Origin of the sequence: Pyxidicoccus xibeiensis (genome assembly GCF_024198175.1) — a bacterium.
GTDB classification, from domain to species: domain Bacteria; phylum Myxococcota; class Myxococcia; order Myxococcales; family Myxococcaceae; genus Myxococcus; species Myxococcus xibeiensis.
In genome coordinates, this window is record NZ_JAJVKV010000005.1 from 931493 (window position 1) to 957758 (window position 26266).

Annotated in this window: 23 protein-coding genes and 1 pseudogene; 12 read left to right on the forward strand and 12 right to left on the reverse strand. The window is 71.6% G+C overall.

The genetic code is table 11. From position 1 onward, the window contains the following. Positions 1 to 561: 561 nt before the first annotated feature. From LXT23_RS26290 to LXT23_RS26305, 4 genes and pseudogenes are all read right to left on the reverse strand, one after another. The gene (locus LXT23_RS26290; protein ID WP_253983039.1) at positions 562 to 1542 is read right to left on the reverse strand and encodes an IS701 family transposase; all 981 of its coding nucleotides are present in this window, start codon (positions 1540 to 1542) and stop codon (positions 562 to 564) included. A gap of 83 nt (positions 1543 to 1625) precedes the next feature. Then, positions 1626 to 2398: pseudogene (locus tag LXT23_RS26295) on the reverse strand (IS5 family transposase). Between the two features lie 186 nt (positions 2399 to 2584). After that, positions 2585 to 3055 carry an anthrone oxygenase family protein gene (locus LXT23_RS26300; protein WP_253983040.1) on the reverse strand — a complete coding sequence of 157 codons (471 nt, stop codon included), beginning with the start codon at positions 3053 to 3055 and terminating at the stop codon, positions 2585 to 2587. Positions 3056 to 3099: 44 nt separating this feature from the next. Then, positions 3100 to 3753, reverse strand: coding sequence for an NAD(P)-dependent oxidoreductase (locus tag LXT23_RS26305; RefSeq protein ID WP_253983041.1), 654 nt, complete (start codon positions 3751 to 3753; stop codon positions 3100 to 3102). Between the two features lie 168 nt (positions 3754 to 3921). Here LXT23_RS26305 and LXT23_RS26310 point away from each other — a divergent pair, with 168 nt between their 5' ends. After that, the gene (locus LXT23_RS26310) at positions 3922 to 4890 is read left to right on the forward strand and encodes an AraC family transcriptional regulator (protein WP_253983042.1); all 969 of its coding nucleotides are present in this window, start codon (positions 3922 to 3924) and stop codon (positions 4888 to 4890) included. 83 nt (positions 4891 to 4973) lie between these two features. Further along, a complete protein-coding gene (locus LXT23_RS26315; RefSeq protein WP_253983043.1) occupies positions 4974 to 6341 on the forward strand; it encodes a tetratricopeptide repeat protein in 1368 nt (455 codons plus the stop codon). Positions 6342 to 6350: 9 nt separating this feature from the next. Here LXT23_RS26315 and LXT23_RS26320 read toward each other — a convergent pair whose 3' ends face one another. Genes LXT23_RS26320 through LXT23_RS26330 form a run of 3 tightly spaced genes read right to left on the reverse strand, consistent with a single transcriptional unit; the run spans position 6351 to position 8647 of the window. Continuing rightward, positions 6351 to 6971 (reverse strand): cysteine hydrolase family protein, encoded by a 621-nt coding sequence (locus LXT23_RS26320; RefSeq protein WP_253983044.1) that lies wholly within the window; start codon positions 6969 to 6971, stop codon positions 6351 to 6353. Positions 6972 to 7013: 42 nt separating this feature from the next. Continuing rightward, positions 7014 to 7904, reverse strand: a complete 891-nt coding sequence (locus LXT23_RS26325; protein WP_253983045.1) for a hypothetical protein — start codon at positions 7902 to 7904, stop codon at positions 7014 to 7016. Then, positions 7901 to 8647, reverse strand: coding sequence for a helix-turn-helix transcriptional regulator (locus tag LXT23_RS26330; RefSeq protein ID WP_253983046.1), 747 nt, complete (start codon positions 8645 to 8647; stop codon positions 7901 to 7903). Before LXT23_RS26330 ends, LXT23_RS26325 begins: the two co-directional genes overlap by 4 nt. A 106-nt stretch (positions 8648 to 8753) precedes the next feature. Between LXT23_RS26330 and LXT23_RS26335 the strand changes: the two genes are divergently transcribed. The 10 genes from LXT23_RS26335 (at position 8754) to LXT23_RS26380 (ending at position 21564) form a co-directional block, all read left to right on the forward strand. Next, the gene (locus tag LXT23_RS26335) at positions 8754 to 9515 is read left to right on the forward strand and encodes an alpha/beta fold hydrolase (protein ID WP_253983047.1); all 762 of its coding nucleotides are present in this window, start codon (positions 8754 to 8756) and stop codon (positions 9513 to 9515) included. Between the two features lie 13 nt (positions 9516 to 9528). Next, positions 9529 to 10107: a TetR/AcrR family transcriptional regulator gene (locus LXT23_RS26340; protein ID WP_253983048.1), complete on the forward strand. Its 579-nt coding sequence runs from the start codon at positions 9529 to 9531 to the stop codon at positions 10105 to 10107. Between the two features lie 93 nt (positions 10108 to 10200). Further along, positions 10201 to 11052 (forward strand): alpha/beta fold hydrolase, encoded by an 852-nt coding sequence (locus LXT23_RS26345; RefSeq protein WP_253983049.1) that lies wholly within the window; start codon positions 10201 to 10203, stop codon positions 11050 to 11052. 33 nt (positions 11053 to 11085) lie between these two features. After that, a complete protein-coding gene (locus LXT23_RS26350; RefSeq protein ID WP_253983050.1) occupies positions 11086 to 12693 on the forward strand; it encodes a sensor histidine kinase in 1608 nt (535 codons plus the stop codon). Positions 12694 to 12845: 152 nt separating this feature from the next. After that, complete coding sequence (locus LXT23_RS26355; protein WP_253983051.1) at positions 12846 to 13427, forward strand: RNA polymerase sigma factor; 582 nt, start codon at positions 12846 to 12848, stop codon at positions 13425 to 13427. After that, positions 13424 to 16441: a CHAT domain-containing protein gene (locus LXT23_RS26360; protein WP_253983052.1), complete on the forward strand. Its 3018-nt coding sequence runs from the start codon at positions 13424 to 13426 to the stop codon at positions 16439 to 16441. The genes LXT23_RS26355 and LXT23_RS26360 overlap by 4 nt, the downstream gene beginning before the upstream one ends. A gap of 115 nt (positions 16442 to 16556) precedes the next feature. Then, positions 16557 to 16742, forward strand: coding sequence for a hypothetical protein (locus tag LXT23_RS26365; protein ID WP_253983053.1), 186 nt, complete (start codon positions 16557 to 16559; stop codon positions 16740 to 16742). 153 nt (positions 16743 to 16895) lie between these two features. Further along, entirely contained in the window at positions 16896 to 17498 is a 603-nt protein-coding gene (locus tag LXT23_RS26370) for an RNA polymerase sigma factor (RefSeq protein ID WP_253983054.1), read from the forward strand. Further along, positions 17495 to 20182 carry a tetratricopeptide repeat protein gene (locus LXT23_RS50170; protein ID WP_267146711.1) on the forward strand — a complete coding sequence of 896 codons (2688 nt, stop codon included), beginning with the start codon at positions 17495 to 17497 and terminating at the stop codon, positions 20180 to 20182. Before LXT23_RS26370 ends, LXT23_RS50170 begins: the two co-directional genes overlap by 4 nt. A 254-nt stretch (positions 20183 to 20436) precedes the next feature. Continuing rightward, positions 20437 to 21564: a hypothetical protein gene (locus LXT23_RS26380; RefSeq protein ID WP_253983055.1), complete on the forward strand. Its 1128-nt coding sequence runs from the start codon at positions 20437 to 20439 to the stop codon at positions 21562 to 21564. Positions 21565 to 21589: 25 nt separating this feature from the next. Here LXT23_RS26380 and LXT23_RS26385 read toward each other — a convergent pair whose 3' ends face one another. The 5 genes from LXT23_RS26385 to LXT23_RS26405 form a co-directional block, all read right to left on the reverse strand. Beyond that, on the reverse strand, positions 21590 to 22786 hold the full coding sequence (locus LXT23_RS26385) for an SMI1/KNR4 family protein (protein ID WP_253983056.1): 1197 nt from the start codon (positions 22784 to 22786) through the stop codon (positions 21590 to 21592). Positions 22787 to 22802: 16 nt separating this feature from the next. Beyond that, positions 22803 to 23252: a hypothetical protein gene (locus tag LXT23_RS26390; RefSeq protein WP_253983057.1), complete on the reverse strand. Its 450-nt coding sequence runs from the start codon at positions 23250 to 23252 to the stop codon at positions 22803 to 22805. Between the two features lie 83 nt (positions 23253 to 23335). Further along, entirely contained in the window at positions 23336 to 24328 is a 993-nt protein-coding gene (locus LXT23_RS26395) for an alpha/beta fold hydrolase (RefSeq protein ID WP_253983058.1), read from the reverse strand. Further along, positions 24325 to 25155 carry a serine aminopeptidase domain-containing protein gene (locus tag LXT23_RS26400; protein ID WP_253983059.1) on the reverse strand — a complete coding sequence of 277 codons (831 nt, stop codon included), beginning with the start codon at positions 25153 to 25155 and terminating at the stop codon, positions 24325 to 24327. Before LXT23_RS26400 ends, LXT23_RS26395 begins: the two co-directional genes overlap by 4 nt. A 198-nt stretch (positions 25156 to 25353) precedes the next feature. Next, complete coding sequence (locus LXT23_RS26405; RefSeq protein WP_253983060.1) at positions 25354 to 26163, reverse strand: hypothetical protein; 810 nt, start codon at positions 26161 to 26163, stop codon at positions 25354 to 25356. Positions 26164 to 26266 lie beyond the last annotated feature (103 nt).

Sequence of the window (26266 nt, forward strand, 5' to 3'; positions counted from 1 at the left end):
GCGGAGGTGGCCTCGCTGCGCTCGGCTCCGCGGTCACCTGCGTGGTGACCTGGACCGGCGAGGGTGGCACCGTCGCCTCCCAGGCCACCTCCGGGGGAGCCTGATGCGTCACTTTCCTGCGTCGCTCCCGGTACGCGGCCTGGCGCGCGGCGTGGGCATGCCGCCCGTCCCGCGTGCGCTGGTAGCGCCGCCCAGCCGCACGCACCGACTCCGCGCGCGCCCTGCTGCCGCAGGCCCGCTCGCAGTAGCGCTGGCCCCGGTCGCACCCGGTGCACAGCTGGAACAGCCGCCGGCACTCCGGCCGACCGCACACCGCCAAACGCAGCGACTCCACGCGCAGCCTCCCGCGCACGCCGACTTCTGGCGCCGCGCCCTGGAGTGCGCTACCCCTGCCTCACCGGCCCGCCCCTCTCGCACACCAGGGCGCGCCTCCAGGAGGGCCCTCCAGGTGTCGCTGGGGGGCCTTCCGTTTTTCAGGACGCGCGCAGCCGTGGACTCCACCGGCGCACTCCCCGCCCCTCAACTTTTTGGCTGCACGCGCCGGCGGTGCCGGCCACGAAGTCAGGGAACTCTGGGCGACCGATGACCAGGAATCCGCGCTTCCTGGAGACCATCAACATAGTGCGCCACGTCGGTTGGGTCTGCGAGGCTTCTGCGGAACAGCAGCCAGCGCGCCAGGGTGCCGGTATGCGAGTTGACCCGGACCAGGGCCCAATCGTACAGGCGCGGGCCCTTGCTGCCGGCTCCCGCGGACAGGCGCGTCCAGGAGTCCTCTGATTTCAGCTCGGACACCACGCGGCCGGCCTTTACCTGCATGAAGCCTCGCCAGACGTAGGTGTTGGCGGCCACCGCCAGTACGTACCGCTGGTGGCGCTGCTCCAAGAAGCGGCGCAGCTCGCCGTCGCGCCCGTACACCTCGTCCCCCGTCACCCATGAGGGGCGCAAACCTGCATCGAAGGCTCGCAGCAACATGGCGTGGGCCAGTTGGGTTTTGGTGCGGAAGGTCACCGCGTCCGGAACACCGGCCTGCTGGCGCCGGGGCCTGCTCTGCATCCACTCCTCGGGCAGGTACAGCTCCCGGTCTATCAGCGCGTGGCCTCGGGGCGTTTCGTAGGCGAGGAAGACTCCCACCTGGCAATTCTCAATCCGCCCGGCGGTGCCCGAGTATTGGCGTGCCACGCCGGCCGACTTCTCGCCCTTCTTCAAGAAGCCTGTCTCATCAACCACCAGCACGCCGCCCTCGCCAAGCCGCTCGCGTGCGTAGGCCAGCACCGCATCGCGCACCGCCTGCTCGTCCCACCTCGCTCGCAGTAGCAGGTGCTGGAAGCAGTACGGCGCGGGCTTGCCAGCCGCCTCGGCCAGGCCCCACGTATTCTTCCTCTCGGCTCGCGAGAGCAGCGCCTTCACGTAAAGGCTGGCTGCCTCGTGCGCTTCTCTTCGGCGGAAGTGCGGTTCCAGCCACGCGGCGACTCGCTCGAACTCCTCGGCCAGCCGTCTTGCCAGGACCACCTCGTCACGTTCGGCCTCGACCTGTGCCCTCACGGGAAACCTCCGGCTACCTCTGCTGTTGGATCAACAGGAGGTGACCTATGAGGTCTTCCGAACTACAACTGTAGTATTAGAGCCTATTTCGGTAGGAGCGCGTGGAACCAAGTGATGATGCCCAGTGCCAGGTACAGCATCCCCAGGTAGGTATCCTCGCGCTTCTGCCAGCGAACCAGCAGCCGGCGGAAGCGGTTGAGCCAGGAGTGGCCTCGCTCCACCATCCACCGCCGCGCCTGCTGACGCGTGTTGCGCTTCTTCGTGCGCTCCGCCTGCCCTCGTCGCGGCAGGTGCAGCGTGAAGCGGAACTCTTCGGCCAGCCTTCGCATCTCATCGTCGTCGTACCCCAGGTCCGCCCAGAGGTGCTGACGCGAGGTTTCAGTGGGCGTGGGCCTGGGGCTGGAATGGACTCGAGTGTGGCGCGCGCCAGCTTGAAGTCGTTCGTGTTGGCGCCACCGGCCACGAGGCCGAGGGGGGCGCCCCGCGAGTCCGTCAGCAGGCTCTTCTTGGTGCCCGTCTTCCCTCTGTCGGTGGGATTGGTGCCTGTTTTTTCCCCACCGAGCGGCGCCTTGCCCATGGTTCCGTCCAATTCCAACCAGTTCCAGTGGGTGCCCACGAGGCCGTTATTGGCCAAGAGGCCCAGCCGCCAGAACTCTCGGAAGACGCCGGCCGCCAGCCACTCGCGGAAGCGTCGGTAGGCGGAGGAAGGGTGGCAGATGCCGGTGGCCTTCAAGGCGCCCCACTGCATGCCCGTGCGCAGCACCAGAAGGATGGCGTCCATGGCCTACCTGTCAGGTACCCGCAGGTTGTGGCAGCCCAGCGGGGGCTCGGGTCGCGACGGCAGCAGCGGCTCCAGCTTCGACTACAATTCGCCCGGCATCCTCCAGCCGTCATCCTTCTTCACCAGCCCCATGCGCCTGCCCTCCTGCTCGCATAACGCAGCAGGTGGGCCGGCTTCTTCCCTACCGATATAGGCTCTTAGGGTTTTGCTTCCGCCTTGCTGTGGATTCAATTCCCGTCGCCGCCTGTAAACCGGGCCACCTTACCTCCACAACACGAGGATGAACGAAGCCGTGGCGCCCAGGGCCGATACCGTGCGCACGTGGTTCCACGCCGTCCAGCCCGACACGTAGCGCGCCCACAGCCTGGGGGCCTCCGCGCTGGCCGGGTCGACGGCTTCCAGTGCCTCATTCCGCGGCACGTTGAACGCGAAGGTCACCCCGATGACTCCCAGCAGGTAGAGCGCGCTGCCCAGGAGCAGGTAGGGCGCTCCGCGCTCCTCCCAGGAATGCACCGCGAGGCCCCCGAGGACGAGCGAGGCCACCGCCGTTCCGAGGAACACCCCCAGGAACGACGGCCGGAGGATGGTGACGTTGATGGACTGCATCGCGCGCATGCCCTGTTCCGGTGGGAGCCGGGCGAGGGCCTTCATGATGACTGCGGAGAACGCGAAGAACAGCCCCGCCATGAGGCCCGCCCCGAGCGCGGTGAGAAAGGTCAAGGTCAGCAGCATCTGGAGTCTCCGGGCAGGGAAGGGGAAACCTTTGCAGGCGTTGCTCAGGCGGACAGCGCGACCGACCTGCCGATGTACTTCGCGCTCTCCGCTGCCTCAACGAGGAAGCGGCCGACACTCCTCCGGGAGATGCTGAACTCGCGGGCCTCCCCCGTCGGTGACGCGAAAGGCGCACCGGGCCCGGCTCCGTCCGTCAGCCCGACGGGCTGCGCCAGCACCCAGTCGAGGCCGCTCTCGCGCACCGCTCGCTCCTGCTGCTCGGTGTCGGCAATCTGCGGCTTCAGGAGCAGCGAGAACAGCAGCCTCCACTTGAGCGGCAGCCTGCCCCGCGTCTCACCCACGCCGTAGGTGGTCTGGACCACCAGCTTGCGCACGCCGTGCTGCTTCATCGCCGCGATGACGTTCCGCGTTCCCTGCGAGCGCACGTCGAGCGGCGTGTTCGCGCTGCCCCGCATCCGGACGAGCATGGCGTTCTCGGTGATGCCCAGGGTGACGATGACCGCGTCCTGCCCTCGCACCGCGCGCTCGACGTCAGCGGGCTTCGTCGCGTCCCCCTGGAAGACCTTCAGGCGCTCCGACGTGACAGCGAGCGCATCCGGCCGCCGTGCGAACGCCGTCACCTCATGCCCCGCGGACAGCAGCTCCGCGACTGTCGCGCGCCCGGAACCGCCCGTTGCTCCAATGACCAGCACTCTCATGACCGCTCCCTCGGACCCGGCCCTCCGCCCATCGGAAGCGCGCCGGCCGATTCCACGTGTCCAAGATGTCTTCGGCAGTCTGTACTCTCAATGACTGGAAGTCGCTGTTTCATGCTCATTCGTCCAGAAGGCCTGGACGATGCATCATGCCGGCCTCATGCTGGGCCCATGAGGAACCCACCACTTCATGCGCCCGTGGACCCGCTGGGAGAAGCGCTCCACTTCCTGCGGATGACCGGCAGCTTCTACTGCCGCTCGGAGCTCACCGCGCCGTGGGGGTGCTCCATCCCGGCCATGCAGGACTGCTTGTGGTTCCACGTCGTGACGTCCGGCCGGGGCTGGCTCGACGTGCCGGGCAGCGAGCCCATCGAACTGCGGCCGGGGGACTTCGCGCTCGTACCTCATGGCGCGGGGCACCGTCTCTGGACCGACCCCCAGGCCGCCACGCCCAACGTCGTGGAGCTGCCGCAAGACATGGTCAGCGAGCGGTACTCCCTCCTGCGGTACGGCGGCGGCGGCGCTCCATGCACCCTCATCTGCGGTGCCGTGCGCTTCGACCATCCGGCCGCGCACCCCCTCCTCAAGCTCCTCCCTCGGGTCATCTCCCTGGACGCGTCCAGCTCGCCCCACCTGGACTGGATGGAGAGCACGCTGCGGCTCATGGCCGCCGAAGCGAGGGAGCTGCGCCCGGGAGGAGAGACGGTCATCACCCGCCTCGCGGACATCCTGGTCATCCAGGCCATCCGCTCGTGGATTCAGCGAGACCCCGCCGCACAGACTGGCTGGCTCGGCGCGCTCCAGGACCCGCAGATTGGCCGCGCCATCACGCTCATCCACCGCGACCCCTCGCGCGCATGGACTCTCGCCTCGCTCGCGTCCGAGGTCGCCATGTCACGCTCGGCCTTCGCGGCGCGCTTCACCGAGCTCGTCGGAGAGTCCGCCATGCACTACGTCGCGCGCTGGCGGATGCAGGTGGCGCACACCTGGCTCAAGGAGGACAAGCCCGCACTCGGAGAGCTCGCGAGCCGCCTCGGCTACCAGTCCGAGGCCGCCTTCAGCCGCGCGTTCAAGCGCTTCATGGGCATCTCCCCGGGCGCGGTGAAACGAAACCCGGACGCCGTGCGTCAGCAGGCCTGACCCCACCTCGCCAGGAGCGTCAGGCCGCGCCACAATCCGCCGTCCACGCCCAGGCCCACAACCACCCTGTTGCTGGAGACTTCATGTCCGAAACCTACGACTCCCACCGTGTCCAGGCGCTCGAAGCCCTCATTGCCCAGGAGCCACGCAAGGCATTCGGCATCTTCCGTGGGGCGCTGCGCTATCCCGGCGCGCCGGAGCTGAAGGACCGGGTCCGGTGGACCGAGGCCTGGGAGGTCTTCGCCCGCATCGCGGCGGCCATCTCCAGCGAGGAGCTCGCGGCCATCGTTCGCAAGGCCGCGCAGGACCCGGATGACGTCCAGGCCCTCTATGACCTGGGCTTCCAGCTCATCGAGCAGTCGCTCCACGACCTCGCGGCCACGGTGCTCGCGCGCGCCCACGCGTGCCTGCCGGGCCATGTCGGCATCCTCGAGGAGCTCAGCTCCGCGCTGGAGGGCATGGACGCCCACTCGGAGGCCGCGCGCTTCCTGCAGGCCGCGCCGGAACTGGTGCAGGAGCACGCCATGCTCCGCTACCTGTACGCCTTCAACTCAATCATGTCGGGCGACCTGGACACTCCCCGTCAGCTCCTGCCTCGGCTCGCGGTGCTGTGCACGCCCACCGAGGAGACTCCGCCAGACAAGGCCCAGCTCTTCGAGACGCTCGTGGGACGCATCCGCGAGTTCCTCGCGCGCGCCGATGCCGTCCGCGCTGTCTCGCCCCTGGACGACCAGGATCTGCGCGGCTGGCAGTTCGTCATCACCGGCAGCGTGCTGCTCCGGCTGTCCCCGTACGGCTTCGACGAGGGCATGAACGGGCGTTACGCCTATCTCCAGGACTCCGAGCACAGCTGCCTGGAGGGCATCCGGTGCGTGGAGGCCGTCCTCGCGCATACCGACCGCAGGCCGCCGCGCGTCTTCATCCTCCCGGACCGGGACAGCGCCATCCTCGGGCACGCCACCGCGCGGGTGCTGGGCCTGCCCGCCGAGCCCTGGCCGGAGCACGGCAGCGACGCACCCGGACTGGTGGTGGCCTATGACCTGAGCATGCTGGAGCCCGAGCTGACGGCCCAGTTCCGGCGGCACCGGCCCGGGCAGCTGCTCTGGAGCCATGCCGTGCCGTGGACGGAGTCGCCTCCCTTCTCTCCGGACCTGACGACGCTGCTCTACCAGATGAACACGTCCCCCTGGGGCGCGCGGCTGCGCGTGGTGCCCGACACGCAGCAGACGGAGAAGGCAGCTCCCGAGGAGGGCTCCGTGGAGTCCCTGGCCGCACGGCTCGCGTCCATGAAGCTGGAGGCGGAGGCGCTGAAGGACCTGCCCGAGCTGCTGCGCCTGCTGGGGGCCATGGCCTCGGTGCAGGGGGCCGCGGTCGGTGGGCTGTTCCGTGAGTCGGGCCTCCGTCGCCGGCACTTCAGTGACTCGCCGGTGAAGAGCAGTCGCTTCCTCTGAAGCGGTTCGTCACTTCGCGGGGGGCGGGCGCTTGGCCGCGGCGCGGCGCCGCTTCGGGGGCAGCTTCACCTCGTCGCTCCGGCAGACCCGCACGCGCAGGAAGCGCTGGAGCTGGGACAGCGCCTCGTCGTGGTCGTGGTCGCTCTCCGCGGCGCAGCAGTCGCTCAGCACGGTGAGCTTGTACTCGTGCATGTGCGCGTCGTGGGCGGTGAAGAAGATGCAGAGGTTGGTGGCCATGCCCGCGAGGATGAGCTTCTTCGTGCCCAGGTGCTCCAGCAGCGGCACCAGCGAGGTGGCGAAGAAGGCCGAGTGCTTGGGCTTGAGGATGAAGTAGTCATCCGCGACGGGCTTGAGGGCGCGGGCGACGTCGCGGCCCCGGATGCCCGGGCGCGTGCAGTGCTTGTAGATGTCGCTGAAGTTGCTGCGCCAGTAGCCGAAGTTGTCGTTGACGTAGATGACCGGCACGCCGCTGCGACGCATGCGGGCGGCGAAGGGGCCCAGCCGCTCCACCATCCGCAGGGCCCAGGGCAGGACGTTCTCTCCGCCGGGAAAGTCCAGGTCGTTGATGACGTCGATGATGAGCAGCGCAGTGTCGGAGCGCTTGCCGCGTGCCTTCGCCTGCTTCGTCACGTCCACCTCATGTGGGGAGGCTCTCGGAGCAAGGGGCAGTCATCACGTCCGGAGGACCGTGTCGAGGGACACCTTCCCGGGCCGCACCTGGAACCGCTCGAAGAGCCTGGCGAAAGTCTCCTGGGAGACGCCCAGGCGCTCGAGCCAGAGGCGGAAGTACCGGTCCAGCGCCTCGCGCCGGGGATGCGCCTTCCGGTGGTGCAGCAGGAAGTCCTTGTAGTTCTGCACCTTGTCCGCGCGCAGCATGTCGGCCACGTCCGGGAGCGGACCGAGCGCAATCTCGTCGGTCGAAGTCACCGTGCGCTGCGACAGGTACGCGTTGGCGATGTTGCGGTACTCCATCGCGAGCGCCAGCACCTGGGGGCTGTCGGTCAGCTCGTGGAGCCGGGGGAAGCTCTCCGCGAGGTCGCCGTCGGCCTGGACGAGCGGGTGCAGGCACCAGGCGCGCTTCGCCGCATCGCTGGCCTCGAAGTGCCGGAGCACCCCGAGCCCCTCGTCGATGTGGCTCATGTAGTCGACGCCACTGCGCACCGCCTGTCGGGACCCGTAGTGCCGCTCGATGGCGCGGTACTCCCGCGTCGTGGTGAATCGCCCCGAGACGACGTAGGGCACCCCACGCTTCGTGAAGTACGCCTCCAGGTCGCAGTCGGGGGCCGTGACGAAGGGGACGTCGGTCTCCGCGAGGTAGCGGGACAGGTGGCCCTGCCCGCGGTGGGACGCCAGCACGTAGACGGACTGGCGGAGCGTTCCTTCCGCGTCATGGGTCGTCGTTCTCGCGCCCCAGGCTGCGCCGCGCCCGTCCGTGAGGGGCGTGACGACGCCCGTCCACGTGTAGCCGTCCATCAGCCCCTGCATGGCTCGACGCTCGAAGTAACGTGAGGCCCCCTCGACGTCCGGGGCATCCATGTCGAAGCGGGGCGCGTTGGCGGTCATGACTCCGCGAGCATACCCGGTGCTCGCGCGGGGCCCGGCTCCGGGGTGGACTCCTTCTGTTTCTGGGCGAGCGCCTGGGCCTTCAGCCCCTCCATGTCGGGGACGAAGGGGCGCTCGGGCACGACGCGGGCCCGGCGGATGCGGTCCATCCGGAAGATGCGCGCGGCGGACTTCTCCACGTCGCGTGCCAGCACGTACCAGACGGGCGCCTCGACGAGCAGCCCGTGCGGCTCCACCAGCCGGCGCGTCGCATTGCCGTGCCGGTCCCGGTAGTCGAAGGACAGGCACACCTTCTCTCGGAAGGCGCGCTCGAAGACCGCGAGCAGTTCCTCCGGCGGCACGCCCACCTCCGCCAGCACCCGGGCGCTCGCGGGCCGCCCCACCACCACGCGGCGGCACAGCTCACGCATGCCCCGGGCCCGCTCGCGGGGCACGCTGGCGAAGAGCTTCTGGAGCCCCGAGCGCGCGGCGCTCCCCCAGGGCAGCGTGCTGCCGGCCGACGACAGGTTCGCCGCCAGCCACAGCGCCACCACCTCCTCCAGCGACAGGTGCACCGCCGTCAGGCCTCTGTCCCGCTCCAGCCGCACGCCTCCGCCCGGCCCCGAGTCGCTGCTGATGGGCACGCCCTCTTCCCGCAGTGTCGCCAGGTCCCGGTGGACGGTGCGGACGCTCACCTCCAGGGCCGCCGCGATTTCCGCGACGGTGGTGGACTCGTGGGCCCGGAGGAAGTCCTGCAGCCGCATGACTCGGGTGACTCGTGCCATTGGTGACAGTTTCTGTCAGGGATGGGGCGTACTCCAAGCGTCATGGTGCGCGAGGCCGCGCACCCCATGCACCGAGGAGACCGCCATGCTGAAGGGACCTGCTGGAGCGCTGCACGTCGACGACGGAGGGAAGGGTGGGGTGCCGGTGGTGTTCGTCCACGCGAGCTGCGGGAACACCACGCACTGGGCCGCGCAGCTCGCCCATCTGAGGAAGCGCCGGCGGGCGGTGGCGCTCGACCTCCGGGGCCACGGGAAGTCCACGCTCGACGGTGGCGGCCCCATCTCCGTGGAGGACTTCGCGGCCGATGTCGACGCGGTGGTGGACGGGCTCGGCCTCCAACGCTTCGTCCTGGTCGGCCACAGCCTGGGCGGCGCCGTCACCACGGCCTACGCGGCCGCGCACCCGGACCGTGTCGTGGGCCTGTTCCTGCTCGACCCGGCCTCGGACGGGCGCGTCATTCCGGCCGAGCAGGCCGCGGGGCTGATGCAGGCGCTCTCCACGGACGCCTGGGGCGCCGTCATCGCGGAGTACTGGGCGCCGATGCTCGCCCCCTCGCGGCCCGAGGTCCGCGAGCGCGTGCTGTCCGACCTGCGGGCCACGTCGCAGGTGGGCGCGAGCGCGGGACTGGGCTCGCTGCTGACCTTCGACCCTGTCACCGCGCTCCGTCGCTACAAGGGGCCACGACTCACGGTGGTGACGGCGTTCAACCAGGAGCCCAACTCCTACCAGAGGCTCGTCCCCGAGCTTCCGTCCATGCAGGTGGACGGCACGGGGCACTGGGTGCAGCTGGACGCGCCGGACGCGGTGAACACGCTGCTGGACGGGTTCCTCTCCTCCACGACGTGATAGGTACGGGGCCGTGCCCCGGCCCAAGCTGCACAGCGACGAAGCCATCCTCGATGCCGCCATGGAGGTGCTGCTGCGTCGCGGGCCGGGCGAGTTCACCCTGAACGACGTGGCCGTCGAGCTGGGCATGTCCCGCGCCGCCCTCATCCAGCGCTTCAAGAACAAGGACACGCTGTACCGGCGGGCCATGGAGCGCTCCGGTGAGCAGCGCCGCGACTACCTCGCCTCCATGCCCGTGGAGGTCGGCGCGCCGGGGCTGTGGCGCTTCCTCACGGACATCGTCGCGGGCATGGGCTCGGGCGAGGGGCTCGAAGGCCACCTGCTCCTCGGCTGGCAGGACCTGCGCGACACCACGCTGAGGCGCATGGCCCTCGAGCGCAACCTCATGGTCCGCGACGCCATCGCCGCGAGGCTCCCCGAGAGCGCCGAGCGGGACGCGGTGGCCGCGGTGCTCCAGGACGTCATCGTCGGCGCGACAATGCAGTGGATGGTGGAGCGGCAGCCTCCGCTCACCCGCTACGTGCTGGAGCGCCTGCGCAGGGTGCTCCGCCTGATGTTCCCCAAGGAGTCCTTCGAGCTTCCGAAGTCCTGAGCCCGCTTCCCCGGGCAGCAGGGCACTTTCATTCAGGGACTTGTTTATAACCGTCGCGTCGGTTATTAATTCACCCATGAAAGGGGAGCCTGCATGACTGAGCGAATCCTCGAGACCCGCGGCATCCGGCTGTGCACCGAGGCCTTCGGTTCGCCCACGGACCCGCCCATCCTCCTGGTCATGGGCGCCGTCTCGTCGATGAAGTGGTGGCCTGACCCGCTCGTCGAGCGGCTGGTCGCGGCGGGGCGGTACGTCATCCGCCATGACCATCGCGACACGGGCCGCTCCACGACCTGGCCGCTGGGGGCCCGGGGCTACTCCGTCGATGACCTCGCCGACGACCTCCTCGCCGTGCTGGACGGCTACGGGCTCGCGCGGGCCCATCTCGTGGGGATGTCGCTCGGAGGGATGCTCTCGCAAATCGTGGCGCTGAAGGCGCCCGAGCGCGTCCTCTCCCTCACGCTCATCAGCGCGGAGTTCCTCGGCGACCTGGGCGTCGAGCCTCCGCCGCTCTCCCCGGCGCTGCTGGCGCACTTCGGCACGGTGGCCACGCTCGACTGGAGCAACGAGGCCGCGGTCCTCGACTTCATGGTGGAGGCGGGGCGGCTGAATGCCAGCGGGCGCAGGCCCTATGACGCGGCCTTCGCTCGCCGCGTGGCGGCGGAGGAGTTCCGGCGCTCGTCCAGCCTCCAGAGCATGATGAACCACGCGACGCTCACGGGCGGCGAGCAGTGGTATGGCCGGAGCCACGAGCTCCGGGCGCCGCTGCTCGTCATCCACGGCGCGCTGGACCCCGTCGTCCCCTACGTGCATGGCGTGGCCCTGGCCCGAGCCGTCCCGGGCGCGCGGCTGGTGACGCTCGAGGACGCGGGGCACGAGCTGCACGAGGCGGACTGGCCCACCCTCGCCGGGGCCATCACCGCCCATACCGCCGCCGCGCGCTGAGCACGGGGCCGGCGCCTCTGGCACAGTGGCGGCATGGGGCCCCTGTTCGCCTACAGCCTCGTGCCCGTCCTCTCGGTCGCGCTGCTGCTGTACTTCACCGCCGCGCTCCGGGGCCTCAATGCCCGGGGGCTGACGCTCTACTGCCTGGCCACCGCCGTGTGGAGCGGCGCGCTGCTGCTGCTGTGCTTCCCCTCCGTGGCCTGGGTGGGAGAGCGCTTCGCCGCCATCGGCGCATTCATCTCCGCCACCTACCTCCACGCCGCCTATGACGTGACACGCCAGCGCTCCTACCGGCTGGTGAAGCTGGCCTACGCGGTGGCGGTGGTGGTGACGTGCATCGGCATCTTCGTCCCCCACATCCTCCATGGGCCGCTGGCCATGCGGCGCGGCCCGCTGTTCTGGCCCGCCATGGTGCTGGCCGTGGCCGCGGCGGCCGTGCCGCTGGCGCACCTGGCGCGCTCCTACCAGCACGAATCCCCCGAGCGCCGGCCGCTGCTGCGCAGCCTGGGCATCGCCGGCGCGCTGGCGTACGTGGGCAGCATCAGCAACGCACTGTTGCTGTCGGGCGGCTATGCGCTGCCCTTCGGCATGTACCTGGTGCTGGCCGCGCTGCTGGTGCTGGTCCACGTCATCAACGCGCACCAGGCGCCCGGAGACCGCAGGCTGCTGGAGCGCAGCCTCGTGTACTCGGCGATGGCGGCGGTGCTGTCCGCGGGCTTCCTCTTCGGTGTGCTGACGCTCCTGGCCGGCAGCGGCCAGCCCTTCCTCGTCGAGTACCGCGTGGGCGCCTTCTTCCTGCTGGCCCTGGCGGCGCTCGCCTTCGAGCCGGTGCGCCAGGGCCTCCAGGAGTGGCTGGGCCGCCGGCTCCTCAAGGGGCGCGCCAGCGGCAGCGAGCTGGCCGCCGCGCTCGCCGCCCAGGAGGCCCGCGCCGACCAGGCCGCCAGGCTGGCCGAACTGGGCCAGTTCGCCTCCGCCGTGGCCCACGAAGTCCGCAACCCCCTGGGCGTGCTCGCCGCGCACCTCAAGCTGCTGGAGCGCCGGGGCGGGGACCCGGACTCCGTGGCCGCCATGCGCGAGCAGATAGAGCGCGCCAGCCACTTCGTGGACGAGCTGCTGCGCTATGGCCGGCCCCGCCCGCTGGAGCTGCGCCGCGTGGATGTGCCTGCCAGTCTTGCTTTGTCATACTCCACCGCGCGTCAGGGGTTGGGCGCACTCGCCCCGGAGGTGGCTTTCGACCTGCCCGGAAGCGAGGCATTGGAGGTGGAGGCGGACCAGGCCCAGCTCACCCAGGCGTTTGTCATTCTTCTGGAGAATGCCTTGCTCGCGTTGAGGGAGGTGTCCGCCCCCACGCTGCGGGTGCGGTGCGAGCGCGGCGAGAAGACGCTGCGGGTGCGGGTGGAGGACAGCGGGCCGGGCATCCCCCCGGAGCTGCTTCCCCGGCTGTTCCAGCCCTTCGTGACGGGGCGCAAGCGCGAGGGCCCCCGGCCGGGCACCGGGCTGGGGCTCGCGATTGCGCGAGGCATCATCGAACGTCATGGAGGCAACATTCGCGCGGGGCGCTCGGAGGCATTGGGGGGCGCCTGCTTCGAATTGGAGCTTCCCCTGACGCAGCCCGCCTCGCTGGCCGCCGCGACCTCCTAACGTCCCGGAGCTGCAAGGGATTACGCTGTTCAACCAGACGCCGTCACACCCCCGTCACGCCCGGGTGACTACGACAGCAGTACGGGGGGTTCGATGGATTCCAGATAAGAATTCCCACCCTCCGCGTCTACTGGTTGGAACGGAGGGGGCCCGTGAGAGCAAGAGCGCGACTGGCGATTGTGAAGTCCCCGCTGGGGGGAGAGTTCGAAGCCTTCGCCTGGCGGATCCAGCCCACCCTTTTCGCGGTGCTGGGAAAGTACTGCGGTGGCCAGGAACAGGACATCGAGGACCTGGTGCATGACGTGCTGCTCCGGGCGCTGCTGCGCTGGGAGCAGCTGAAGCACCTGGACGAGGACGCGCAGCGGGCGTGGACGGCGCGGGTGGCCAGCAACTGCTTCCTGGACCGGTGTCGCCGCAAGAGCAGCGAGGCCACCCGGATGGAGTCGCTGCTGCGCCTGCACGAGCTGGCGGAGCAGTACGACGACTCGTGGGAGCCGGAGCTGTGGGAGTACGTCGGGCCGGAGGACCTGCTCACGGCCGTGGAGCGGCTGAGCACGCCGAAGCTGCGGCGGACGTTCGAGCTGTACCTGCAGGGCCTGTCGTACGCGGAGATTGGCCGGGACACGGGCGAGAAGGCGGGCACGGTGGGGGCGCGGCTGACGCGTGCGCGCAAGGAGCTCCGCGCGCTGCTGCGCGAGCCCGCGGAGCGGCGGCGGCGGGAGCAGATGCGATGAACCCCGAGGACCCATGCCGCGAGCTGCCGCGCTTCCTCGACGGGGAGATGTCCCCCGAGGAGCAGGGCCGGTTCCGGGAGCACCTGGGGACGTGTGACGACTGCGCGCAGGAGTTCCGCGACGCGCTGCAGGTGGAGCTGCTGGGGCAGATGACGATGGAGGAGGGGCCCATCCGCCCGCGCAGGCCGGCGCGGAGGCCCCATTGGTGGAGCGGGCGGTGGCGGGACTGGCGGGCGTGGCTGGCGGGCGTGGGGGTGTTGGTGGTGGGGCTGGTGACGCTGTGGCTCGCGCCGCGGGTGGGAGGCGGGGACGCGGGCGGGGCGGAGTGGCTCGTCGCGGAGGCGAGCCGGCCCCTGGAGGCCCGGTTGACCTATGACGTGGTGGACCGGCACTACCGGCGCTTCGTGCCCGTCCGGAGCGGGGCCGAGGGGGGGACTCCCGGCCGCGCGAAGGCGCCGCCGCTGCAGGAGCTGTCGCGGATGGATGCCCGGAAGGACTTCCACGGCATCGCCACCGCGTACGTGATGCACGGCGCGCTGGGGCAGGCCCGGGCCTACCTGGAGCGCATGTCCGCCTCGGCGGACCGGGACTGTGACCTGGCGGTGGTGGCGCTGGAGCAGGCCCTGCTGGAGAAGCCCACGGAGGTGAACGGCGCGCAGCTCAAGCAGTCCTACCTGGATGAGGCGCTGGAGCTGCTGGAGGGGGTGCTGCACGGCAATCCACGCCACCCGCAGGCGCTGTGGAACCGGGCGCTGGTGCTGAGGGAGATGGGGCTGACGCTGCTGGCGGCGGAGTCGTTCGACGCGGTGGCGAGGCAGGCGGAGGCGGGCTGGAGCGACGAGGCGTGGACCCAGGCGCGGATGCTGCGCGAGGACACGCTGGCGCGCGGGCGCGACTGGAAGGACGCCTATGCGGCGACGCAGGACCTGATGACGGACCCGGGCGCGCGGCTGCCGCTGGATGAGGCAGCGCAGCACCCGGGCATCGTCCGGCTGGCCTTCTATGACGCGGTGAGGACGGCGACGTCACGCGAGGGCGTGGAGCGGCTGCTGCCGCTGGCCCAGGCGCTGGACTCGAAATACGGAGGCAGCGTCCTGCGCGACTACGTCGAGCGCGTGGCGGAGCGGGACTTCGGCAGCCGTGCTCCGGTGGCGCGGCGCTACGTGAAGCTCGTCCGGGAGGAGCTGCCCTCGAGCGCGGAGGTGATGGAGGAGCTGCGGCGCTCGGGGGAGGAGGACATCTACCTGGGAGCGCTCGTGTTCGCGAGCTTCGACGGGCCGGTGGACGTGGAGGCCCTGGCGCGACTCGCCGAGGCCCAGGGCGACCCGTGGATGCGCCTGATTGCCGCGCGCGAGCAGGCCGCGAGCGCGGAGCGGGAGGGTGCCTGGTGGAAGGCGGAGCAGCAGCTGCAGGAGGCGCTGAAGACGTGCCTGGGCTCGTCCCTCGTCTACCGCTGCCTGGACCTGGAGTGGAGGCTCTCCTACCTGTATCTGAAGCTGCACCGCCCCGCGGACGCGCTCGGGTACGCGTGGAGCGGCTGGAGCCGCGCGAAGGCCGCGCGGGACTGGAGCTTCGAGCAGCAGTTCCTCCAGGGGCTGGCGGACGTCGCGCGCTACCAGCATGCCTTCGCGAGTGCGCGTGCGTACCTCGAGGAGTCACTGGCGCGGATGCCGGAGGACTGCGCGCAGCGCACGCACGTCTTCCAGGTCCTGGCCGCGGTGGAGTGGCAGCGCTTCCGGCCGGACAGCGCCCGGCGCGAGCTGGACCGGGCCCTGGCCTGTGAGCGGACCGTGGGGATGAATGGCACGTTCGTGCTGTCGCACCTGGCGCGCTCCAGACCCCAGCCTCGCGATGGCGACCACCTCCGCCGCGGGCTGGTGGAGCTGCGCCGGCAGGGAGTCCTGCCCGGCAGAGAGGCGCTGCTGCACTTCATCGAGGGCCAGTTCGAGCTGGCCCGCTCGCGCGTGGCGGGGCACGCCCTGCTGACGCGCGCCATCGAGCTGGCGGACCAGGCGCCGGAGGAGGTGGAGGCGCGCAAGGCCCGGGCCTATGCCTACGCGGCCCTCATCGCCGAGGCCGGCAGGGTGGGCGGCTGGTCCGATGCGCTGAGCCTGCTGGAGCGCCAGCTGAGGATGGGGCCCGCGCCGCGGCAGTGCCTGCTGGCGGTGTCCCTGCACCACGAGCGCACGGTGGTCCTGGCCCGTGGAACGTCCGGCAGGCTGCTGGGGCACTACGATGACTCGCGCGCCGCGCCCCAGCGACGGGCCGAAGGGCTGGTGCCACCGGGCCTGCTGGTGGAGCTGCGCGAGTGCGAGCACGTGGACGTCCTCGCGGTGCCTCCCGTGCACGGCCTCACCGGGCTGCTGCCTCCGGACCTGGCCTGGAGCTACCGCGTGGGCCGTGGCCCGACGCCCTCGCCACCCCCGGCCGTGGGGCCCGGGCGCCATCTGGTCGTCACGCACGTGACGGGCCCGGCGTCGCTCCGGCTGCCGCTGCTCGACATCCTGGAGCCGCCGCGAGTGCCGGACCCGCTGCGGCTGGAGCTCCGGGGCAGCCAGGCCACGCCGTCGCGCGTGGTGGAGGCCATGGCGGACGCCAGCGAGGTGGAGCTGCACGCGCATGGCATGTTCAGCCCCGCGGTGTCGGACGCGTCGCTGGTGGTGTTGGCCCCGGAGCCCGACGGCCGCTATGCGCTCACCGCGGACCGGGTCCGGAGCCTCCGCCTGAAGCGTGCCCCGCTGGTGATGCTCGTCACGTGCAGCGCGGCGAAGACGGCGCCCTACCTGCACGAGCCCTTCAGCCTGCCGGTGGCCTTCATCGAGGCGGGGGCGAGCGCGGTGCTGGCCTCCACGGTGGAGATTCCCGACACGGCCGGAGGCTTCTTCGAGGCCGTGCGGGAGCTCGTGCGCGGAGGGGCCCCTGCGTCGAAGGCCCTGAGAGATGCACGCGTGCAGTGGCTGAAGGCCCATCCCAGCGACGGGAGCTGGCTCCCCCACGTGCTCCTCTTCGAGTGAGGGGCGGACCCGCCCGGGAGGTTCTCCGCAAGGAGCGAAACCCGGTGCGTTGTCAGGAAGGACGCGAGCGCCCGTCATCACGGCGGGACATCGTGGCCGAGAGGGGGAGTCCGACATGCTGAACTGCCAGGACGAGAAGCCGGAGGGACTGGAGCCGCCGCCCGGGGGGCCTCCGGGAGGGAGCCAGGCGCCGGGGAACGCGGGAGGCGGAGGCGGGCCGGTGGAGGCGCCGCCCCAGGAGGAGGCGCTCCCGGAGCCGCCGGAGGTGCTCGACGTGCCGCCCAAGGGGCCTCGCGGTTAGGGGCACCTCCCGGAGGGTCATCCCTGACGCCAGGGTGATGGGAGTGTCCGTCCGCCGGTGCAAACCGGCGTGACGGCGTCGGTTTTCAGACGGGGACCCAAGGATTCCCGCCCCGCGCGTCTCGAATGGGCGTGGAAGGAGGGCGGGGGGCTCATGAGGGTCCAGCGCATTGCCACGGTGGTCGATTTCCCCGTGGCCTACAGTATCGACGTGCATCTCGACGGTTTCGAGGAGTTCGCGCAACGAGTCAGGCCCATGTTGCTGGCCCTGGCGAAGCGGCTGTGCGGGCACGGGGGAATCGATCCGGAAGACCTGGTGCAGGAGGCGCTGGCTCGCGCGCTCGTGCACCACGCGGCGCTGGCGCACCAGCCGGAGCCCGTGCTGCGCGCGTGGCTGTGCCGCGCGTTGACCAACCACTTCCTGGACCTGTGCCGCAAGCGCCGCACGGAGGTGCTGGAGCAGGAGCGGGACCTGCGGCTGGTGCGCGGCGAGGTGGAGGCGCCGGACGCGATGTCGGGCGAGGCCTGGGAGCACATCTCCGAGAAGGACTTCCGCGCCGCCATCGCCCAGCTCCCCAACCCGCGCGTGCGCGAGGCGTACGAGCTGCACGCCACCGGGCTGCGCTACCGCGCCATTGCCCAGCGCATGGGCGTGCCCGAGGGCACCGTGGGCAGCTGGCTGTTCCAGGCGCGCAAGGAGCTCAAGGTGCTGCTGCTTCCGCTGACCGGGGGTGACGGCGGGGGAGGGGCGACATGAGCCCCCAGTGCCACAAGCTGTACCTCTTCCTGGACGGGGAGCTGGGCCCGGTGGACGAGGAGAACTTCCGCCACCACCTGGCCCGCTGTGAGACATGCGCGGCCGGCCTGCACGAGGCGCTGCAGCTGGAGATGCTCAGCCTGCATGCCCTGCGGGACGTGAACGCCCCGGCGCTGGCGCCGGCGGAGGAGCTCGACTTCGACGCGCCCGCGCCGATGGCCCGGGAGCCCGCGAGTCGCCGGCCGCGGCTCCGGGCCCTGTCGCGGCGCGGGTGGGCCGTGGGCGTGGGGGCTGCGGTCCTGGCCGCGGGGCTCGCGGCCTTCTTCGTCTTCGCGCCCGCGTCGCCCGACGTGTCCCAGGAGGTGTGGCTGGCCCAGGCGCCCACCCGCCTGCTGGAGGCGCGGGTGGCCTACCCGCGCGCGGACGGGCACCGTCCCTACACCCCCATGCGCGGCGGCCCGGAGGCTCCGTCCACCGCGCCCCCGCTGCCGCTGCGCGAGCTGGCGGACCTGGAGGACGCGGGCGACCTGCACGGCATCGCCGCCGCGTACCTCGTGCGCAAGGACTTGCGGCAGGCGTCGGACTTCCTCCAGCGCTCGCCGCCGTCCGCGGACCGGGACAGCGACCTGGCCGTCGTCGCGCTGGAGCAGGGGCACCACGAGGAGGCGCTCGCGCTGCTGGAGGGCGTGCTGCGCCGGGAGCCGGAGCACCCGCAGGCGCTGTGGAACCGGGCGCTGGTGCTGAGGGAGATGGGGCTGACGCTGCTGGCGGCGGAGGCCTTCGACGCGGTGGCGAAGCGGGGCGAGCCGGGCTGGAGCGAGGAGGCGCGCATCCGCGCCCGGGCGCTGCGACAGGAGACGCAGGCGCGGGGCCGGGCCTGGAAGGCGGCCCTGGCGGCCGTGCGCGACTTGATGGTGGACGGGCAGGCGCGGCTGCCGCTGGAGGAGGCGCGGCAGTACCCGGGCATCGTCCGGCTGGCCTTCTACGACGCGGTGAGGGCGGCGCCCTCCCGGGCCCAGGCGCTGCGGCTGCTGCCGCTGGCCGAGGTGCTGGACGGGGTGCAGGGGGGCGACGTGCTGCGCGGCTACGTGCGGCAGGTGGCGGAGCGGGACTTCGGCCGCCGGGCGCCGCTGGCGCGGGACTATGCGCGGCTGGTGCGCGGCGAGCTGCGCGAGCCCCGTGCCTTCGTCGAGGCGCTGCACCGCTCGGGCGAGGAGGACCTCTACCTGGGGGCGCTCGTCCTCGTGTCGCCGACGTCGGAGGACGCCGCGCGCAGGCGGGAGGCCTTCACGCGCCTGGCCGGGACGGGACAGGACCCGTGGCTGGTGCTGGTGGCCGAGCGCGAGCTGGCCACGCAGGAGGAGCACGAGGGCCAGTGGTGGAAGGCGGAGGCACGGCTGAAGGCGGCGCTGGAGGCGTGCCAGGGCCGGGGGCTGGCCTTCCGCTGCGCCACGCTGAAGAAGCGGCTGGCGGACCTGTACCTCGCGCTCAACCGCCCGGCGGAGGCCTTCGAGCAGGCGTGGAGCGGCTGGCAGTCGTCCCGGAAGCTGGGCGAGTGGGAGCTGGAGCAGCAGTTCCTCCAGGAGCTGGCGCACATCGCCCGCTACCGGCTGGACGTCACCGCCGCGCGCGCGTACCTGCGCGAGTCGCTGGCGCGCACCCCGGAGGTCTGCGAGCAGCGCACGTACGTCCACCGCAACCTCGCGTACCTGTCCTGGCTGGACTTCGACCCGAGGGGCGCGCGGCAGGAGCTGGAGCAGGCGCTGGAGTGCGGCCAGCCGCCGGGCCTGCCCGGGGCGCTGCTGCTGTCGTACCTGGCGCGCTTCGGCTCCGGTGCGCACGACGCGGACCTCCTGCGCCGCACGCTGTCCGAGCTGCGCCGCGGCCAGCCCACGCCGGGCGAGCAGGTGCAGCTGGCCTTCGCCGAGGGGCAGTTCATCCTGGAGCAGGACCGCGCCGCGGGCCGCGAGCTGCTGCGCGGCGCCATCCAGCAGGCGGACGCGCTGCCCGACGACGTGGACGCGCGCAAGACGCGGATGGGCGCCTACAGCGTGCTGGTGAACGACGCCGGCCGGCGCGGGGGCGCGGGCGAGGTGCTGGCCCTCGTCGGCGCCGCGCTGCGCATGGACGTGCCCGAGCGGTGCGTGCTGGGCGTGGCCGTCGACTACGAGCGCTCCGTCGTCGCCGTGCGCGGGCCGGAAGGCGAGCTGCTGGGGCACTTCGACGCGGGCCGCGTCGCGCCGCTGGGGCGGGACGCGTCCGGGCTGGTGCCGGCGTCGCTGCAGGCCGCGCTGCGCGGCTGTGAGCGCGTGGACGTGCTGGCCCTGCCGCCCGTGCACGGGCTGACGGGCCTGCTGCCCGCGGACCTGGCGTGGAGCTACCGCGTGGGCCGCGCCACGCCCGCGGCGAGCCCCCGTCCCGGCGGGCGCCACCTGGTCGTCACCGGCGTGGAGGCGCCCGCCTCGCTGGGCCTGCCCCGGCTGGCGCCCCTGGAGCCCCCGTCCGTGCCGGACCCGCACCGGCTGGAGCTCAGCGGCGCGCGGGCCACGCCGTCGCGCGTGCTGGAGGCCATGGCGGACGCCAGCGAGGTGGAGCTGCACGCGCACGGGGCCTACAGCCCGGAGATGTCGGACGCGTCGCTGGTGGTGCTGGCGCCGGAGGAGGACGGGCGCGAGGCGGCGTGAGGGGCCGCCGGAGCCGGGGCCGGACGTTGCTGTTCGGAAATGTCGGGGGTTTTGAGCGGCGAAATGTCCCGACATTTCCGAACAGGGGCCCGCCCCCCGCCGCCCGGAGGTCCCGAACCGCCCTGGCGACGAGGCCACGCATGCGACCTGGAATCGTCCGGTGTGACGTCCTGGCATAGGCTGCAGGGGAGGCCTGAAGCCGAGCCGATGACACCCTCCGGAGCGCTGGCCTCCGGAATCGATGGAGCACCCCTATGGGCGCGGTCCTCGCGGTCCTGAGTTCGCTGGTGGCGCTGGTGCTGAGCGTGGTGTTGCTGCACTACGCATTCATCATGCAGGGCTTCGCCGGTGAGTCGTACCGGCACGGGATGTCGCCGGCACATCAGGCGCTGAACGTCCTGGGGATGTTCCTCGCGGCCCTGCCGCTCTTCGTCACCCTCTGGGTGTCCTGGCGGCGCTTCTTCTCGGACCGCGCGCTGGAGGGCATTCCGCTCGGGCTGGGGCTGCCGTGGGCGGCGTTCGTGGTGTGCGCGGGAGCGTGCTACCTCTCGTTCAGCGCGGGAGAGGGGTTCACCAGCCGTGCCCGTGAGGCGGCGACCCAGCGGGCGCGGGCCGCGCTTCGCGCCGAGGTCGAGAACGGGGCCGAGTACAAGGCCTGTGAGCTGGTGCTGCTGGACCCGGCCGCCACGCCCGAGGACATGCGGCGGTGCCGGGCGCTCATCGAGTCCCTGCCCACTCCGCAGGCGCGCTGGAGCGAGTTCAGGAACTTCCTCTCGCAGACGTCCGACTTCAGGAGCTGGAACCCGAAGCAGCTCGGCCTGGCTCCAGCGTGGGACTGGAACAGGTCGCTGGTGGCGGTCCGGCATGACCAGGAGTGGTTCCTCCGCGCGTTCTACGAGGCCTGGCTCGCGCGCCCCGCCGCGCTCCAGTCGGCGGAGGAGCTGGCGAACCTGAGACGCCTCCTGCAGGGCAGCACGCGCCATTCGGGGTGGACTCCCGCCGCCGTCGACGTGCTCAGGTCCCAGGTCGTCCCGGAGCTCGCCCGGCACCTCGACTCGAATCTGGAGCGGTACCGGGGAGACGCGACCGCCGAGCTGCACCTGGAGTGGGTGCGGGAGGAGCTCGAGACGCTTCGGACGAAGCCAGCCGAGGGCGGCGGGCCTCCGCCTCCGAAGGCCGGCGCCGTGCCCGAGGGCACCATCGGCCTGGCCCAGCTGGGTGACGACGAGACGCTGCGCCTGTGGCTGCGCGGCACGCCGAGCACCGGCGCCTTCGGTGACGTTTACCTGGAGTACCGGCACTACGACGAGCCGTACCGGAAGTGGCTGAGCTTCCTCGGCTCGCTGCCCCCGGGAGAGGTCCGGCCGGTTCCACCGATGTAGCGTCAGGCCGGCAGGTGGCCGCGGCTCACGCGGGCACGAGCGTGACGGGGAAGCGGTAGCGCCGGTCCTCCGACACGTGCTCCCCGCGGTCCTGGCGCTCGCCCACCGTCCGGGTCCACTCCTCGGGCCGGTGGGCGCCACCGAACGCGGACGCGAGCACGCGGTCGACGTCCGCGGGGTCCTTCACGTCGAAGCGGATTCCCTCGAAGTGGACCGGGCCCTCGAAGAGGAAGGCGAAGTCCCGGCCGTACTGCGAGTAGCTCGCCTCCCAGCGCACCTTCAGGTCCGCGCCGGAGCGCTCCAGCACCGTCAGCCGGTTGTCCTGCAGGCTCGGCGCGTCGTTGCCGTACCACGCATCCCAGTCGCCCTCCGGACCGAGGACGAGTGTCGACCACTCCACGAGGCTCGGATGCCGCCCTCCGTTCGCCTCGGCGACCGGGAGGGTCGATGCGTACGGCTCCGGCGCGCCATCCTCGCCGGAGCTCTCGGCGGCATGGACTTCCAGCGAGTACCTCACCGTGGCGCGGTCGGGCTCGTAGCCGTACTTGCGGGCCTCGAGGTCGGGGACCCACGTGTCCACGTAGACTTCGAGGCGCGCCCCTCCAATCGCATGCCCATGCCCGGCCAGCACGAGCGGCTTCTCGGGCGTGGGCAGGTCCGCGGGAACCTTCTCCAGGGCCTCGGGATGGAGCCAGGGGTCATTCGGGTCGTCCGGGGCGGCCTGGGACACCGGGGCCACCGGGTCCACCGGGTCCTCCGGATGCGGCGTAAGCTGGGCGAGGAACGCGCTGAAGGACGGCGCGCATTCACGCGCGACGTAGAGGTCCTCGGTCTCGCTCGGCGCGTTGCTGTCGAAGAACCAGACGGTTCCCCGGGGCGAGTCCCGCCGGTCGGCGAGCTGGATTCCGAAGCGGTTGATGGAGCCCCGCTGGCTCGCGAAGACCAGCACGTCGGAAGGGATTTCCGCGCCCCCATGCTCGAACTCGCTCAGGCCGAGGATGTGGCTGGTCCTCACCTCCCTCTCCACTGCGTCGCGGAACCCCGTGGAACAGTCATGCAGGAGCGCGCAGTGGAACTGGAGGAGGAACTCCCGGAAGTCAGCAGGCAGCGGGTGAGGAAGGCCGCGCTCGAACTGCTCCAGTTCCTCCGGGGTGGGCGCGGGCGCCAGGGAGAAGCTCGAGAGACGAGAAGCGAGTGCGGGCGGAAGGAGGCTGGGAGGCATGGCGCCTCCCTGTACATCAGTAACCCTTGCTGTGCTCGACCTTCAGCGCCCCGTCATTGAACGGGAAGTGCTTGCCCAGGTCCTTCTTCGCGTCCTTCTTCGCCGAGGCCTCGTCGGCGCCGAAGCCGACGCCCATGGCGCGTCCGGTGCAGCCCCCCTTGGTGACTCCGGCGGAGAGCACCACCAGGTACCGGCCCAGGGGCTTGCCCTTCTTGTCGTTGTCCTTGTGGTTGCTCACCTTCCGCGTGGGGAACTGCTCCAGCAGCTTCTGCTCCGCCGCCTCGCGGACCTTGTCGCGCTCCCCCACCTCCACCACGTAGCCGAGCGCGCTCGCGCAGCCTCCTTCCGTCGCGACTGCGACGATGGTGTGGATGGCGGTGTCTTCAGCGCGGGCCGGCACGGCCCCGAGCAGCAACGCGGACACGAGCGCCAGACGCGGAACCAGCTTCAACGGGGACCTCGGCATGCGGTGTTCCTCCTCGGCGGCGGATTGCCGACTCTACCGGCACCACCGCCGCGTCGGAAGCACTCAGCCCCGCCTCGGCGGGCTCACCGGGCCACGCCGTGCAGCTCCGCCACGTGAGGCTGGGGCACCGCCACGCCGGCACGCTCCTCGCGGAAGTGCTCTGCCGCCCAGCGCGCCAGGTGGCCGACGCACGCGTCGATGGCCCCGCCCGTGGTGAAGATGTGGTTGGTGCCCCGCAGCCGCAGTCGCTCCACCATGGGCAGCTTCAGGTCCGAGAACGCCGACCGGTGGATGCGGTCGAAGTAGATGTCCCGCAGCTTGCCCTCGGCGGTGATGACGAGCACCGGCAGCCCCCGCTCCACCAGCCGCTGCCACGCCCGCACCAGGGGGACGTTGGCCACCGCCGGCAGCGAGCCCCAGTCCATCAGCAGGTCCAGCACCAGCTGGCGCGGGAAGGGCACGTAGCGGAACAGCCGCGCGTACTCGTTCTCCCGCGTCAGCATCCGCATCCAGCCCCAGTACGAGAAGAGCTTCGACGTCACCCGCCGCAGCGGCAGCCGCGAGCGCCACGTCGCGGGCTCCGCCTCCGGCTTCGCCTCCTCGCCTCCGGTGGCGGCCGCCTCCTGCTCGGACAGGTAGAACTCGGGCTCGAACATGAAGACGCCGGCGATTCCCTCCGGATTGCGGTCCGCCAGATAGAGCGAAGTCGTCGCCGCCCCGCACAGCCCGCCCACCACCAGGCCCTTCAGCCCGTGGCGCTTCACCAGCTCCTCGCGCACCGCCTGCGCCACTTCCACGAAGCCGCCCCCACAGACGAACTGGTACAGCTCCGCCGTCGTGTCCGGCAGCGTGCCATCCGAGTCCCCCAGCCCCGGCAGGTCCACGCGGAAGCACGGGAAGCCCTGCGCCGCGAGCCCGTCCGCCGCGCGCGCCGACAGGCCGCCGTGCCCCGAGCGCGGCACATGCCCCGGGTTGAGGAAGAGGAAGCCCACCGCGCCGCGCCGGGCCGGCGCCGGTGCGTGGTACGTGCCCCACAGCCGGTGCCCCTTCACGTCCAACTCGATCAGCTCCCTCATGACCTCACCCCCGCTGCCGAAGCCGTGTCACCCACCCTGCTGACGAAGGACGCGCTGTCCTCGAAAAGTTCCCCCACGTCCGGCAACAGCTTGTTGCTCGTCGTCCAGAAGAAGGGCCGGGGCACCCGCACGGAGCGGCTCCAGCCCGGCGCCAGGCAGCGCTCCGCCGGACGGCCATCCAGGTGCACCACCCGCCAGGGCCGGGCGTCGTCCCGCGCGGGCAGCGCCAGCTCATACGCCTCGGTGCTGCGCCACAGGGCGCGGGACCAGGAGAGGCCCTCCACCTCCATGAGCCCTCCCGCCTCCAGCTCCGCCACGTAGTCGTCGCGCGAGCGGGCGGATCCCCCCGTCCCCTCCAGGTTGTCCGCCGCCACCTTCCGGCGCAGCAGCTCCATCAGGTGCGCGCGGCCGGACTCGGGCGGGTCCCACAGCAGCAGGCCGTCCGCCGCGTCCGTGTGGAACACCCGCGCCGCCAGCAGCGCCCCCAGGCGCAGGCCGTGCATCACCACCGGCACTCCGGGACACTCGCGACGCAGGTGCGCCAGCCCCGCGCGCACGTCCTCCTCCCAGTGCTGGAGCGTCATGTCCGCGAAGCGGCCCGTGCTCTCGCCGCCACCCCGGTAGTCCAGCCGGAGCACGTCCACGCCCAGGGCGGCCAGGTGCCGCGCCCACCGCGTCCAGACGATGTAGGCGTGCGAACGCTCCAGGCCCAGCGGCCCTGCCAGCACCACCGCCGCACGACACCCTCCCGCGGCGCGGTGGTGGACGTAATAGAGCGAGTCTCCTCCCCGGGTGAGATACCCCGGAGACTCAGTCAAGGCCTGCATGTGGTGGTGGTTCCCCCTGTGACAGTTGCAATGCTAGTTACGAGCTACAGCAGGAGTCAAACACTCCTTTGGGAGTGCAAGAGAGAGCACTTGCAACTGCCCCGGGGGGAGGGGCCACGACACCCGGGGGCGCCGTAAGGAGAAGCCCGTAGCCGGGGCTCACTCGTGCACGGCAGGCCCGTGCGTTGAAGCAGGACGTCAGAGCGCGTGTGCGGCGGCGATGAGGACGATGAGGCCGTCGAGGCCCAGCCCCATGGACACGTAGCCGGGACTGGCCCGGGAGCTGCCCGCCGCGAGGTTCAGGTGGCCGATGGAGCCCAGGCACAGCTTCGCCCCCACCTCGGCGCCGATGTTGGGCCCGTTCTGGCCGGGCGCGGCGTCCAGGGCGGCGCCCAGCATCACGCGCCCGTAGGGCACCAGCCAGGACGAGACGAAGTGCTGATAGCCCACGAAGCCGTTGAGCTCCGACGCCCCCGCGGAGATGAAGGCGACATTCGCTCCAAAGGTCAGCCGCCGCTCCATCATCCCCAGGGGCTGGATGTTCAGCGTGACGTCGCTGCCCAGGCCATTGGAGACATCCATGCGGTACGAGGCGACGAACTCGAAGGCGGGCTTGTCGAGCGCCGGGGCCTCCCGCCTCAGGCGCGCGGCGGCCTCCAGGCCTTCCGCGCCGCCCCGGGCCTCGTGCAGGTCCGCCAGGACGAGCGTGCCCTCCTCGTCGGCCGCCTCGTAGGCGCGGAGCAGCGGGGGCTCTGCCCCGACCAGGTCGCCCGCCTCCATCCGCATCCGGGCCTGCGCCCGGCAGGCCGACAGGATGCCGTCCTCGCAGGCACGCCCGAAGGCCGCGTCCGCGCTCTCCCGCTCGCCCTGCTGGAGCAGCGCGCCCCCCAGGGAGTCACACGCCCAGGCATCGCCCTGCTCGCAGGCCGTCCCCAGGGGCACGGGAGGCGTCGTCGCGCACGCCACCAAGAGGGGTCCCAGCACCGCCGTCAGCCACATCCGCCGCATGTCCGCCATTCAACCATGAACGCCGCAGCCGCCGCTCCCCCGCCCGCCAGCCCACCAGTCTGACGAGACGGCCCGGGCAGCCCTCAAAGGCCCGTGTGCCCCC

Bases quoted from the DNA above. Each gene is read 5' to 3' on its own strand.
- LXT23_RS26345 (WP_253983049.1), top strand. From the start codon at position 10,201: ATGACTGAGCGAATCCTCGAGACCCGCGGCATCCGGCTGTGCACCGAG.
- LXT23_RS26305 (WP_253983041.1), bottom strand. From the start codon at position 3,753: ATGAGAGTGCTGGTCATTGGAGCAACGGGCGGTTCCGGGCGCGCGACA.
- LXT23_RS26380 (WP_253983055.1), top strand. From the start codon at position 20,437: ATGGGCGCGGTCCTCGCGGTCCTGAGTTCGCTGGTGGCGCTGGTGCTG.
- LXT23_RS50170 (WP_267146711.1), top strand. From the start codon at position 17,495: ATGAGCCCCCAGTGCCACAAGCTGTACCTCTTCCTGGACGGGGAGCTG.
- LXT23_RS26335 (WP_253983047.1), top strand. From the start codon at position 8,754: ATGCTGAAGGGACCTGCTGGAGCGCTGCACGTCGACGACGGAGGGAAG.
- LXT23_RS26325 (WP_253983045.1), bottom strand. From the start codon at position 7,904: ATGACCGCCAACGCGCCCCGCTTCGACATGGATGCCCCGGACGTCGAG.
- LXT23_RS26390 (WP_253983057.1), bottom strand. From the start codon at position 23,252: ATGCCGAGGTCCCCGTTGAAGCTGGTTCCGCGTCTGGCGCTCGTGTCC.
- LXT23_RS26330 (WP_253983046.1), bottom strand. From the start codon at position 8,647: ATGCGGCTGCAGGACTTCCTCCGGGCCCACGAGTCCACCACCGTCGCG.
- LXT23_RS26370 (WP_253983054.1), top strand. From the start codon at position 16,896: ATGAGGGTCCAGCGCATTGCCACGGTGGTCGATTTCCCCGTGGCCTAC.
- LXT23_RS26405 (WP_253983060.1), bottom strand. From the start codon at position 26,163: ATGCGGCGGATGTGGCTGACGGCGGTGCTGGGACCCCTCTTGGTGGCG.
- LXT23_RS26385 (WP_253983056.1), bottom strand. From the start codon at position 22,786: ATGCCTCCCAGCCTCCTTCCGCCCGCACTCGCTTCTCGTCTCTCGAGC.
- LXT23_RS26310 (WP_253983042.1), top strand. From the start codon at position 3,922: ATGAGGAACCCACCACTTCATGCGCCCGTGGACCCGCTGGGAGAAGCG.
- LXT23_RS26300 (WP_253983040.1), bottom strand. From the start codon at position 3,055: ATGCTGCTGACCTTGACCTTTCTCACCGCGCTCGGGGCGGGCCTCATG.
- LXT23_RS26360 (WP_253983052.1), top strand. From the start codon at position 13,424: ATGAACCCCGAGGACCCATGCCGCGAGCTGCCGCGCTTCCTCGACGGG.
- LXT23_RS26350 (WP_253983050.1), top strand. From the start codon at position 11,086: ATGGGGCCCCTGTTCGCCTACAGCCTCGTGCCCGTCCTCTCGGTCGCG.
- LXT23_RS26400 (WP_253983059.1), bottom strand. From the start codon at position 25,155: ATGCAGGCCTTGACTGAGTCTCCGGGGTATCTCACCCGGGGAGGAGAC.
- LXT23_RS26315 (WP_253983043.1), top strand. From the start codon at position 4,974: ATGTCCGAAACCTACGACTCCCACCGTGTCCAGGCGCTCGAAGCCCTC.
- LXT23_RS26365 (WP_253983053.1), top strand. From the start codon at position 16,557: ATGCTGAACTGCCAGGACGAGAAGCCGGAGGGACTGGAGCCGCCGCCC.
- LXT23_RS26395 (WP_253983058.1), bottom strand. From the start codon at position 24,328: ATGAGGGAGCTGATCGAGTTGGACGTGAAGGGGCACCGGCTGTGGGGC.